Raw genomic sequence first — 11648 nt, forward strand, 5'->3', positions numbered from 1 at the left:
GTCCCCCGTGACGCGCCGCTCAGCACTCCCAAGCGCTCGGCCGTCGCATTCCCGTCATATGTGCCAGCGGCGGGGCCCAACCGCAAGACCATCATTCAGGCTTGTCGCCCGATTGAGGCGCCGCCTCGGCCGGAGCCTCAGCCGGAGCCTCCGAGCTTGCGTCAGTCGGCGCAGGCTGAATCTTGTCCGGCTCGACGTCGGCCGGCGGCTCCTCATTCGTCGGAGCGCCCTTCTTGGCCTTGATCTTGGCGACGAGGCTGTCGATGTCGTCGGGCAGCATTTCGCGCAGCTTCTCGCCGCCAGCCGTCAGGAACGGTTTAGCGCGCGCTTCCTTGATCCATTCCGGCTGATTCGTTTCGGGCACCAGCCAGCTGTAAAAGACGAAGGCGACGACGGCGAGCAGCGCGCCGCGAACGGCCCCGAACAGGAAGCCGAGCGTGCGATCGAGGGCGCCGACCTTCGAATCGAGGATGACGTCCGAGAGCTTCACCGTGACGAGAGAAACAGCGATCAAAGCGACGAAAAATACGGAGGCCACGGAAGCCGCGAGAGCGATCTCGTCCTTGCTGACGTATGGTTTGATGTAGGGCAGGGCGAGCGGATAAAAGAAATACGCCGCCGCCGCAGCCGCAACCCAGGACAGGATTGCAAGGACTTCGCGGGTGAAGCCGCGCAAAAGTGCGAGCATCCCCGAAATCAGAACGACGGTAATCACAGCCAAATCAAGATATGATGGCATCGCTAGCCCCTTGCTTGTTCGCCCGAGCTCTGAACGCTTCTGAATGGGCTGTTGGCCGCCTTCCGGGCGGCATCCGCACGACCCTCTCCAGAACCTGTGTCAACTTTGCGCCGCCGCGGGCAGCCAAGCGTCGGTCCGGCAGGCGTCTCGCTTTCGCACTGGCAGCCTTCTAACGCATCTTGAGGCCAGCCGGAAACACTAATGCGCGACCTCTTTAGCCGCGCGCGATGGTTCTTTCGCGCGTCGATATGCGGGCGATGGCGGCGACGAGGCCGCCGACGTCCGCGCAGGGACGGATCGTCACGCCGGCGCCGCGCCCATCATCGGAGATTTGTTGGGATTGCGGGACGACGGCGAGATGGAACCCGAGTTTCCTTGACTCGCGCAATCGCATGCCGGCGTGAATGACGGGCCGCACGGCGCCGGAGAGCCCGATTTCGCCAAAAAAGCACATGTCGGGCGGCAGGACGGCGCCGGTGAGGGATGAGACGAGCGCGGCGGCCGCGGCGAGATCGGCGGCCGGCTCGTGGGCTCGAAATCCACCCGCGACATTCAGATAGACGTCGTGCATGCCAAGCTTCAGCCCGCCATGCGCTTCGAGCACGGCCAGGATCATGGAGAGCCGATTCTGGTCGAAACCGACGACGGCGCGTCGCGGCGTGCCGAGGGAGCTCGGCGCGACGAGCGCCTGGATTTCGATCAGCAGCGGACGCTGCCCCTCCATGCCGGCGACGACCGCGGCGCCCGGCGCGCCAGAGTCTCGGCCGGCGAGAAAAAGCGCCGATGGATTGGCGACTTCGGCGAGGCCGAGGCTGGTCATCTCGAAGACGCCGATTTCGCCTGTCGCGCCAAATCGGTTCTTGGAGGCGCGCAGCATGCGGAAATGATGCGCGCCGTCGCCCTCGAAGGACAGGACGGCGTCGACCATGTGTTCGACCACGCGCGGACCTGCGACCTGCCCGTCCTTGGTGACATGGCCGACGAGAACGATCGTCGAGCCTGTCGTCTTGGCGTGGCGCAGGAGCGCCTGGGCGCTTGCGCGCACCTGCGTCACCGTTCCAGGCGCCGACTCCGCCATGTTGGTGTGCATCGTCTGTATCGAATCGATGACGATCAACGCCGGGCGGGCGCCTGTCGCGCAGGTGGCGAGAATGTCTTCGACCTGGGTTGCGGCGGCGAGCTCCACCGGCGCATCGGCGAGATTGAGCCTGGTCGCGCGCAGGCGCACCTGGGCGACGGCCTCCTCGCCCGAAATATAGACGACGCGCGCGCCGCGGCGCGCCAGAGTCGCGCAGGCCTGGATGAGCAGAGTGGATTTGCCAATGCCAGGCTCGCCGCCGAGCAGCAGCACCGAGCCCGGCACGAAGCCGCCGCCGGTGACGCGGTCGAATTCGTCGATTCCAGTCGCAATTCTTGGCGCTGCCCGGCCTTCGCCAGCGAGCCCCTCGAGTTCGAAGACGCGGCCGCGCGCGGCGCGGCGGGAAACGGCGGGCGCGCCGGCCTCCGACTCTTCAACGAGGCTGTTCCACTCGCCGCAGGAGTCGCAGCGACCTTGCCACCGCGACGCGACGGTGCCGCAGTTCTGACAGACGTAGACCGCGCGGCTTTTGGCCATGCCTGCTTGGCGCATGGCGCGCCGACGCTTGTCAAGCGGGTAAGCGCGCCCGAAGGCGCAACCGTCACTCGTCGACGTTGATTTTCGCACGCATGATGTTGGACGGCTTGAAGGAGACGACCAGCCGCGCCGAAATCATGGCGCTTGCGCCAGTCTTCGGATTGCGTCCCTGCCGCTCCTTCTTGGAGCGTACCGTAAAGGCGCCAAAGGAAGAGAGCTTGACGTCTTCGCGCGCGACGATGCGCTCGAAGATCTCTTCGAGCACCATTTCGACGCATTTCGCGGACTCCGCCCGCGGCACTCCAACTTTCCGATGGATTGCGTCTGCAAGGTCCGAGCGGGTCACGGTGCCCCCCCTCGCCATGCGCTTTTCTTTCGCTTCGCCGTTCGGCTTAGCGGTCGCGTCCCCCTTGGCCATCTTCTGCCTTACAATTCATCAAGAACGACGGTCGTGGGCTGTTCGGAGCGCGCCGGGAGGGACGACGGGGCGCTATCAGGGGCGGCGCGTTAGCGCTCCGAAACCCGCCCACAGCGGGTATTCGCCACCGGCTATTGTCAGAATTTTTCAGAATTGAATTCGGAAATCAAGCGCAGGTTGTAACCGCGCGTGTAATATTTCGCGCCAATATTTGCTTACATTGAAATAGTTCTTGTATTACGCCAGCTTACCAGCGTATCAGCGCCGATCCCCAGGTAAAGCCGCCCCCGACGGCTTCAAGCATGACGAGATCGCCCCGTTTGATTCGTCCGTCCGCCGCGGCGACCGCCAAAGCCAGGGGCACTGACGCGGCGGAGGTGTTGCCGTGCAAATGCACGGTGGCGATGATCTTTTCCGGCGCAATCCCGAGCTTTTGCGCCGACATATCGATGATTCGGCGATTGGCCTGATGCGGCACGAACCAATCGAGATCCTCGGGGGTCAGTCCCGTCGCGGCGAAAGCGTCCTTGACGACGTCGGTGACTTGGCCGACCGCGAAGCGGAACACCTCTTTCCCCTCCATGCGCAGATGACCGACGGTTTGAGTCGCGGACGGGCCGCCGTCGACGTGGAGTTTCGCGCGATGGCGTCCGTCAGAGCGCAGATGAGTCGTCAGCACGCCGCGCTCGTCGGCCCCTCCCTGCGACGGTTGCGCCTCGAGCACCATCGCGCCGGCGCCGTCGCCAAACAGCACGCAGGTGGTGCGGTCGGTCCAATCGATGATCCGGGAGAATGTCTCGGCGCCGATGACAAGCGCGCGCTTGTGCGAGCCCGAGCGTAGAAATTTCTCCGCCGTGGCGACGGCGAAAACAAATCCCGAGCAGACGGCTTGCAGATCAAACGCCACGCCGTGCGTAATGCCCAGGGCCGCTTGAATCTGCGTCGCGGTTGACGGGAAGGTCCAGTCTGGGGTCGATGTCGCCACGATGATCAGGTCGATGTCGTCGGCGGTAATTCCCGCGTTGGCGAGCGCATCGCGCGCGGCCATTTCTCCGAGCATCGACGTCGTCTCGCCTTCCGCGGCGATATGGCGCTCCTTGATTCCCGTTCGCTGCACAATCCACTCGTCGCTCGTGTCGACGAGCTTGGACAGCTCGGCATTGCTGAGCGTCTTCGCAGGCAAATAGGCGCCAACGCCAAGAACGACGGAACGCAGTTGAGGCATGCTTGTCGTCACTGAGCGGCTTCCCGGGGAGGACTGGTCGAAGCGGCGCCGTCCTGCCCCTCGAGGCGGTGCGCCAGCGCGACAGTGTCGCGAATACGATTGAGAAGGTCGCTGCCGGCCACCTCATGGCCGATCTCGACGGCCCGCGCGAAGCCGACCGAATCGGCGCCGCCGTGGCTTTTGATGACGATTCCCTGGAGTCCAAGAAACACGCCGCCATTCGTCGCCCTTGTGTCCATCTTGGCGCGAAGTTGGCGGAAGGCCCCGAGCGCGAGAAGATAGCCGAGCTTGGCGAGTAACGTGCCGCCCATCGCCTCTTTGACATAGGCGGTAATCTGCGCGGCGGTTCCTTCAGCAGTCTTGAGCGCGATATTGCCGGTAAAGCCCTCGGTGACGACAACGTCGACGGCGCCCTGTCCGATCCCGTCGCCCTCGACGAAGCCGCGATAATCGAAACCGGGCAGGGCGAGATCGCGCAGCATGGTCGAGGCGGCCTTCACCTCTTCGATGCCCTTGATCTCTTCGGCGCCGACATTGAGCAGGCCGACGGTCGGGCGCTCAACTCCCAGCATGACTCGCGCCATCGCCGCGCCCATGATCGCGAGATCGACAAGGTGGCTGGCGTTGGCGCCCATCGAGGCGCCGACGTCGAGCACCACCGACTGGCCCCTGAGCGTCGGCCAAAGGCAGGCGAGGGCCGGCCGGTCGACGCGCGCCATCGTATGCAGGCAAATTTTCGCCATGGCCATCAGCGCGCCGGTGTTGCCGGCCGAGACGGCGACGTCCGCGTCGCCTTTCTTGACCGCCTCGATCGCGAGCCACATCGACGAGACCCGCCGCCCGTAGCGCAGCGCCTGACTCGGCCTGTCGTCCATACGGATCGACACCGAAGAGTGGCGCACGTCGGCGCATTCGGCGAGGCGCGGATAGCGTTGAAGCTGCGCACGGATCGCCGGCTCGTCGCCGATCAGCAGGAAGCGGCTGTTGGGACGCCGTTCGAGCGCGCTGGCCGCGCCCGCGATGGTCACCTTTGGGCCAAAATCGCCGCCCATCGCGTCGAGCGCGATCCGAACAGTTTGCGGCATTTAATTCGTTTCCCCCGACTGCGCGCCTGGATTCGCCGTCTTAACTCTTGGCCGGCCTTTGTGACGCGTCCGAGAAGCGCGTTCGCGCTCCCGCCCTTGCGGGCGACTTGCCATTTGCTGGCCATAGGCGCAAGTGCCTATTCTGTCTCGCCTCAAGCCTCGCGGCGCGGCTTGAGGCGTCCCAGGGCGGCGAAAGGCGAGACGGCCTGAGCTCCGTCGCCAGGCTGCGGTTCGACGAAAATTGCACCTGGCTTGCGAGGATAGGGATCAAGCGCCAGCGTGAAAAACTCGGAAACCACCGCGCCGAGATCGACGCCGCCGCCGATCAACGGGTCAGGCGGATCCTCATCCAACGTGATTTCAGTCGTCTCTTCATGTCGCCTTCGGTTGCGCGGCGCCTCGTCCCGCGGCGGCGCAAAGCGCATCTGGATGGGTTCGATGAGCTCCGAGTCGAACTCCTCGAGCGTCGTGACGCAGATTTGCCGAATGCGCGCGCGCAACTCGCCCTCGATCTCCAATCCGTCGCCGCGCAGTTGCCGCGCCCGCAGTTCCGCTTGGAGCGAATGGACGGCGGGCAGCGCATTGAGCTGCGCCAGTGCGGCGCATTCGAGCGGCGTCGCGCGGATGTCGACGTCGAGACCTTCAGGGGGCACTTCAGAGAGGGCGAGACGGCGCGAAAGCGGCGCATGCGAATCGAAAGTGTTGTTCATGGCGCTATCTCCATGTCGCTGTCTCCATGTCGCGGGCGTTCCATAGAACCAGATATGTGCGTCGGCGCACGGACGCCAGCGCTGCGCAGCGCAAGAAGAGCGTCTTGCTTTCGCTGCGTTCGAAGATTACGGATTTGGCGAGGGACTATCCACCGAAGCGCAAGCGCGCCGCGGCGTAAGATTTCGGAGACATTCATGGCGCAGGCTTTGCGCGTCGTTTCTCGTTTAGCGGCCGTGGCCGGCCTCGCTGCTTCGCTTTCCGCTTGTCTCGGGTACGAGGGCGTCGTCACCCGCGGCGCCGTGCTCGATTCGCGCAGCACCGGGCAGATCAAGCCTGGCATGCCGGCGCAGCAAGTAATGGCGACCCTTGGCACCCCTTCCACAACGTCGACGGTCGGCGGCGACGCCTGGTATTACGTCAGCCAGCGTATCGAGCGCAAATTCGCCTTCATGCCACAGAATATTACCGATCAGCGCGTCTATGCGGTTTACTTCGACAAGTCGAAGAAGGTTCAGCGCGTGGCCGATTACGGCATGGAGGACGGCAAGCCGATCGACTTCATCACCCGCACGACGCCGACCGCCGGCCCCGAATATCATCTGCTCCAAGGCATGCTCTCCAAGGTGTCGAATCTGTTTTAGAGACACCCGCTCTCGTTTCGAGACGCCGGCCGCAGCAAGTTCGCGTCTCGACCAGTGGCGTCATTGTGGCGACGGCGACGCGCCTGTCTGCGTAATCTATTGTAACTCATGAGTTTTCGGCTGCCGCGCGTCTGTGACGCGGCCGTAATTGTGGCGCGAGCATGGCTCCGGCCGCCGATCTTTCGCCTCGCCTCGCAGGTAACCTTCTGTTTACGCAAACTTTGCGTAATTGTGGAGAAACCGCGAAGCATGACCGTCACGCTGACGAACGCCCCGCCGCCTTCGAAGGATGAGAAGGTCGCGTCGCCTCGCTCAGGCCCGCAGTCCAAGGCGTCGCCCCACGCGACCCTGCCGGGCTTACTGCTGGATCAATCCTGTTCTCCTTTGTTGCGCGCGCTTTGCGTCGCGACCCTGCTATCGGTGTTGGCTGTCCTGGCGATGACCGCCGAGCGCGACGAGACTCGTCGTCCGGAGCGGACCGCGCGCGCTGCACGCGTCCGCGTCGCCGCCTCTCCGCTGACGACGCTGCCGGAATCCGCCGCCGATGACGATACGGCGCTCGACTCGGACTTCTCCTTGGACCAGGCGGCGCTCACCTGGTCGCATCGGCTGGGGAGCGACGACGCCTTCGATGCGCCGGGCGTGATGCGGTTCGGGTCCGTCAAGGTGCAGCAGTCGATCGTCGAGCGCGTCGTCAAGGCGGCGCAGACGACTGAAATGGACCCGGCGCTGCTCATGGCCATCGCCGACAAGGAATCGAATTTCTCCTCGACGGCGAAGGCGCGGACGTCGTCCGCCAGCGGACTCTTCCAGTTCGTCGAAAAAACCTGGCTTAAGGCGATGAAAACCTTCGGTTGGCGCCATGGGCACGGCGAGACGGCGGCGGTGATCGCGAGCGACGATTCGGCGCGCGTCAGCGGACAGAAACGGGCGCAAATCTTGGGCCTGCGCAACGATCCCTATCTTTCCGCGGTTCTCGCCGCCGAAATGCTTAAGAAGGACAGCGCCCGGATCGCCGAGAAGCTCGGCCGTCCTCTGACCCGCGGCGAAACCTACCTCATCCACTTTCTGGGTCCGGACGACGCCGAGCGCTTCATGCGGACCATGGACGAGGCGCCGCACACGTCGGCGGCGTCGCTGCTGCCGCGGCCGGCGCGGGCCAATAAGCCGATCTTCTACGAGCAGCAGGGCCGCCGGCTCAAAACTCGCTCGGTCCAGGAGGTGCACGAAGCCTTCGAGACGATGATGGACAAGCGCACCAGCCGCTATGAGGACGTCGCTGCGAAACTGCCGGGAGGCGCCACCGCCTATGCCGAATAGGCGCGCCGAAGCTTCGCCATGGCGCTTGAGCAGGTTCCGAAAAAGTTGACAGACTTTTTCGATGAGAACCTGCTCCAACATTCCATTTTTGAGCGATTCCTTATCGATCACATGATTCGATGTGATCGGGAAGCGCTCTAAGCTGAGACGGCGATCTTCCCCATCATCAGGTCGAGATTTTGCACCGCAGCGCCGGCCGCGCCCTTGCCGAGATTATCGAGACGGGCGACGAGAAGGGCGTGGCGGCGCGCTTCGTTTGCGACGACAAAGAGCTCCAAATCGTCGGTTCCGTTCAGCGCCAGCGGGTCGAGCTTGCCGCTTGTCGGCGCGGCCGCCAGCCGGACATGTTTCGCCTCGGCGTAGTGACCCGCATAGGCGCCTTCGAAATCCTCGGCTTTGGGCTTACCGGGCAACGCGTCGAGCGCGAGCGGTATCGAGACCAGCATGCCCTGCCTGAAATTGCCGACCGAGGGCACAAAAAGCGGCCGCTCGGAAAGCTTCGAATAGGCCATGATCTCGGGCACATGTTTGTGCTCGAGGCTGAGCGCATAGAGTTCGAACGCCGGCGCTTCGCCGCGCTCATAGGCTTCGATCATCTGCCGTCCGCCCCCCGAATAGCCCGAGATGGCGTTGATCGTCAGCGGCTGGTCCGACCGGATAAGCCCGGCGTCGACGAGCGGACGGATGAGCGCGATCGCGCCCGTGGCATAGCAGCCGACGTTGGCCACCCGGCGCCCGTGGGCGATCGCCGCCGCCTGTCCCTCGCAAAGCTCCGCGAAACCGTAGACCCAACCATCCGCCACGCGATGCGCCGTGGAGGCGTCGAGCAACCGCGGGCTCTCGTCGCCAAGCGCGTCGCAGAGCGCGACAGTTTCTCTGGCCGCGTCGTCCGGCAGACACAAAATCGCGATGTCGACGGAAGCGAGAATGTCGCGCTTCGCGGCGACGTCCTTGCGCGTCTCTTGCGGGAGCGCGTGGAGCGAAATGTCCGCACGCCCGGAGAGCCGCTCGCGGATTTCGAGCCCCGTGGTGCCGGCGTCGCCGTCGATGAAGATCTTCGTTTTTGTCGTCATCGCCCGCATCTAGTCGATTTGGCGAAGGAGAAAAAGGATTGTCGCGAAGAACCTCTGGGGTTTTTGACGCGCGCGGCGCGCCATCCTATAGCGCGGCGGGACGCATCCGCCGTAATCCCGGCGCCGCGCAGTCAAAAGTGGAGCCGATGGTCGACAGTCCGTGCATAAAGATCTGCGAACTCGATCAGGACGGCGTGTGCGTCGGCTGCGGCCGCACGCGCGCCGAGATCGCGGGCTGGATGTCGATGTCGGATGCGGAAAAGGCCCAGGTCGTCGAGCGGGCGGACAAGCGCAAGCGCGCGATGAGCGCCAGCGACAAAAGCAAGCCCCAACCTCTTATCGCGTCGAGCGAATAGTGGTGACGGCGACATTGCGCGCTCTATATCGATTTATACGAAATGAGTTTTGACCGCCTCCTTGAGGAGGAGAGCTTATGGCGAAGCAGGTAACGGAGACAGACGGCGCGCTGAGAGCGTATGCGCTGCGACTGTTGGACACGGTCTACAACGCCTCGGTCTATGCGGTGATCGCCTACAGCGGGCTGCTGGTCCTGCTCGCGATCATCGGCCTGGCGATCTTCATGAAAATTATTTACGTGCCAGAATTTCATCCCTGGTAGCCGCGCTCATTTTGCCAAAGCGCCTGCTCATCGTCGCGCACGCGCCGTCGCGTAACACCGAGCGGCTGCGGGACGCGGTCGCCGCCGGCGCGCGGGCGCCCGAGATCGAGGGCGTCGAGGTTGAGACGCTCAGCCCTTTCGCGGCGACGCCCGAGCATGTTCTCGCCGCTCAGGCGGTCATTCTCGGAACCACCGAAAATCTCGGCTACATGAGCGGCGCGCTCAAGGACTTCTTCGATCGTTGCTACTATCCCTTGTTGGAGCGCACGCAGGGCCTGCCATACGCACTTTACATTCGCGCCGGCCATGATGGAACGGGAACGCGGCGCGGCGTCGAGACGATTGTGACCGGCTTGCGCTGGCGCGCGATACGCGAGCCGCTCATTTGCCGCGGCGAATGGTGGGAAGACTTCGTCGACGCGTGCCGCGAACTGGGGATGCTCGTGGCGGCGAGCCTCGACGTGGGGGCGATTTGAGCCGGTTGAACCATCGTCTATAGAGGCTGCACGGGCCACAGCGGCGCGCGGAACGAAAGCTCGGTCCGGCAGGGCGAATGCAGCGAAGCGACGATTTTCTCGGCCATCCGCGCGGGCTCGCCTTTCTCTTCGCTTCCGAAATGTGGGAGCGCTTTTCCTATTACGGGATGCGGGCGCTTCTCGTCCTCTACATGGTCGACTACTTGCTGACGCCGGCGCGCATGGACGCGGCGCTCGGCCTAGACGCCTTGAAGCGCGGACTCGAGACGATTTCCGGTCCGCTCGCCCCGCAACCTTTCGCCTCGCAAATCTACGGTCTCTACACCGGCCTCGTTTATCTCGCGCCGATTCTGGGCGGGGCGATCGCCGATCGCTGGTTAGGGCGCACGCGCACGATCGTCATCGGCGCGGCGTTGATGGCCGTCGGCCATTTCATGATGGCGTATGATCGCCTCTTTCTGATCGCGCTGCTTTGCATCGCCTTCGGCTGCGGCGGCTTCAAGCCGAACATCTCCGTCCAGGTCGGGGAGCTTTATGCGCCGACCGACGCCCGTCGCGACCGCGCTTATTCGATATTCTACGTCGGCATCAATATCGGCGCGTTCTTCGCGCCGCTGGTTTGCGGAACAGTAGGGGAGACGATCGGCTGGCATTATGGCTTCGCCTGCGCGGGCGTCGGCATGGCGATCGGCCTCGCGACGTATGTGATGGGCCTTCCGAGTCTGCCGCCCGAGCCGATGCGCGGCGTAAGGCGCGCCCCGACGGCGCAGGCGCGCGCGCAGTTTCGCCGGTCGCTCATCACCCTCATGCTGCTCTTTGCGCCTTCCGCGCTGTTCTGGGCGGCCTTCGAGCAGCAGGGCAACACGATCGCGCTCTGGGCGGCGCAATCCACCGACCGCGGCGTCGATGTTTTCGGATGGCGCGCCGAAATTCCGGTGACGTGGTTTCAGGCCTTCAATCCGCTGATGATCTTTCTCTTCACGCCGCCGCTCGTTTCCTTTTGGAGCCGGCTCTCTCGGGCAGGGCGCGAGCCCTCGACGATCAGTAAAATGTCGCTCGGCTGTCTCGGCGTCGCCGTGAGCTACGGCGTCATGGCGCTCGCCGCCTGGACGAGCGACGGAGGTAAGGCGAGTTGGCTTTGGCTCCTCGCCTTTTTTTGCGTCATCACCGTTTCAGAATTGCATTTCTCGCCGATCGCCCTGTCGCTCGTGTCGCATGTCGCGCCTGAAGGATCGCGCTCGGCGCTGATGGGCGTGTGGTTCACATCAATGTTTCTCGGCAATCTCCTGGCGGGATGGCTCGGCAGTTTGTGGTCGAGCGTGCCCAGCGTGTCTTTCTTCCTGCTCATGGCCGCGCTCGGGGCCGTCGGCGCGCTGATCGTTGAGGCTGCGCGGCGACCGCTTTGCGGCCTCCTGTCTTCCCGCGTTCGGCGCAGAGGCGACTGAGAGGAGCGGCTCGCGCTCTGTCGTCGGCTCGCCGCCGCCGCAGCGGCAATGTCAGCTGATCCGGCACGGTTTAAGTTACAAGGATGGGGAAGCTCTTCACCCGTTCCGCCCTGCCTGGCGGTCCCCTCGCCATTGCCGTTTCCCCCCGAAACTGTCATATCGCGCATGATGAAGCGCGCGACGGCGCCGCCTGCCGCAGCCTTCGCCGCAACCTCGGGTCGTCGCCTGTTTCGTTGAAACGAAAGGCCGCTCCAGGTTATTGTTTTAAACGCGTCTCCCGC

At 64.3% G+C, this 11648-nt stretch carries 13 protein-coding genes; 6 read left to right on the plus strand and 7 right to left on the minus strand.

Annotated features, from left to right (window positions below; all coding sequences use genetic code 11):
* Positions 1-91: 91 nt before the first annotated feature.
* The 6 genes from HUN39_RS00060 to HUN39_RS00085 form a co-directional block, all read right to left on the minus strand.
* Positions 92-739: a CvpA family protein gene (locus HUN39_RS00060; RefSeq protein WP_175092491.1), complete on the minus strand. Its 648-nt coding sequence runs from the start codon at positions 737-739 to the stop codon at positions 92-94.
* A gap of 214 nt (positions 740-953) precedes the next feature.
* A complete protein-coding gene (gene radA, locus HUN39_RS00065; protein ID WP_175092492.1) occupies positions 954-2354 on the minus strand; it encodes a DNA repair protein RadA in 1401 nt (466 codons plus the stop codon).
* A 64-nt stretch (positions 2355-2418) separates the two neighbouring features.
* On the minus strand, positions 2419-2772 hold the full coding sequence (locus HUN39_RS00070; protein ID WP_175092493.1) for an integration host factor subunit alpha: 354 nt from the start codon (positions 2770-2772) through the stop codon (positions 2419-2421).
* A 247-nt stretch (positions 2773-3019) separates the two neighbouring features.
* Positions 3020-3997: a beta-ketoacyl-ACP synthase III gene (locus HUN39_RS00075; protein ID WP_175092494.1), complete on the minus strand. Its 978-nt coding sequence runs from the start codon at positions 3995-3997 to the stop codon at positions 3020-3022.
* An 8-nt stretch (positions 3998-4005) separates the two neighbouring features.
* Positions 4006-5082, minus strand: coding sequence for a phosphate acyltransferase PlsX (gene plsX / locus HUN39_RS00080; RefSeq protein ID WP_175092495.1), 1077 nt, complete (start codon positions 5080-5082; stop codon positions 4006-4008).
* A 152-nt stretch (positions 5083-5234) separates the two neighbouring features.
* Positions 5235-5792 carry a YceD family protein gene (locus HUN39_RS00085; protein WP_175092496.1) on the minus strand — a complete coding sequence of 186 codons (558 nt, stop codon included), beginning with the start codon at positions 5790-5792 and terminating at the stop codon, positions 5235-5237.
* A 195-nt stretch (positions 5793-5987) separates the two neighbouring features.
* Between HUN39_RS00085 and HUN39_RS00090 the strand changes: the two genes are divergently transcribed.
* Both HUN39_RS00090 and HUN39_RS00095 read left to right on the plus strand, forming a co-directional pair.
* A complete protein-coding gene (locus HUN39_RS00090) occupies positions 5988-6434 on the plus strand; it encodes an outer membrane protein assembly factor BamE (RefSeq protein WP_175092497.1) in 447 nt (148 codons plus the stop codon).
* A gap of 249 nt (positions 6435-6683) precedes the next feature.
* The gene (locus HUN39_RS00095) at positions 6684-7754 is read left to right on the plus strand and encodes a transglycosylase SLT domain-containing protein (protein WP_175092498.1); all 1071 of its coding nucleotides are present in this window, start codon (positions 6684-6686) and stop codon (positions 7752-7754) included.
* A gap of 137 nt (positions 7755-7891) precedes the next feature.
* Here HUN39_RS00095 and argC read toward each other — a convergent pair whose 3' ends face one another.
* Positions 7892-8827 carry an N-acetyl-gamma-glutamyl-phosphate reductase gene (gene argC / locus HUN39_RS00100; RefSeq protein ID WP_175092499.1) on the minus strand — a complete coding sequence of 312 codons (936 nt, stop codon included), beginning with the start codon at positions 8825-8827 and terminating at the stop codon, positions 7892-7894.
* Between the two features lie 38 nt (positions 8828-8865).
* On the opposite strand from argC, the gene HUN39_RS00105 reads away from it, so the two are divergent.
* The 4 genes from HUN39_RS00105 (at position 8866) to HUN39_RS00120 (ending at position 11367) form a co-directional block, all read left to right on the plus strand.
* Positions 8866-9183, plus strand: a complete 318-nt coding sequence (locus tag HUN39_RS00105; protein WP_232365825.1) for a DUF1289 domain-containing protein — start codon at positions 8866-8868, stop codon at positions 9181-9183.
* Between the two features lie 77 nt (positions 9184-9260).
* On the plus strand, positions 9261-9446 hold the full coding sequence (locus HUN39_RS00110; RefSeq protein WP_175092500.1) for a hypothetical protein: 186 nt from the start codon (positions 9261-9263) through the stop codon (positions 9444-9446).
* A gap of 11 nt (positions 9447-9457) precedes the next feature.
* Positions 9458-9922, plus strand: coding sequence for a flavodoxin family protein (locus tag HUN39_RS00115; protein WP_210266783.1), 465 nt, complete (start codon positions 9458-9460; stop codon positions 9920-9922).
* A gap of 77 nt (positions 9923-9999) precedes the next feature.
* On the plus strand, positions 10000-11367 hold the full coding sequence (locus HUN39_RS00120) for a peptide MFS transporter (protein WP_175092501.1): 1368 nt from the start codon (positions 10000-10002) through the stop codon (positions 11365-11367).
* Positions 11368-11648: the final 281 nt, after the last annotated feature.

Source organism: Methylocystis silviterrae (assembly GCF_013350005.1).
GTDB classification, from domain to species: domain Bacteria; phylum Pseudomonadota; class Alphaproteobacteria; order Rhizobiales; family Beijerinckiaceae; genus Methylocystis; species Methylocystis silviterrae.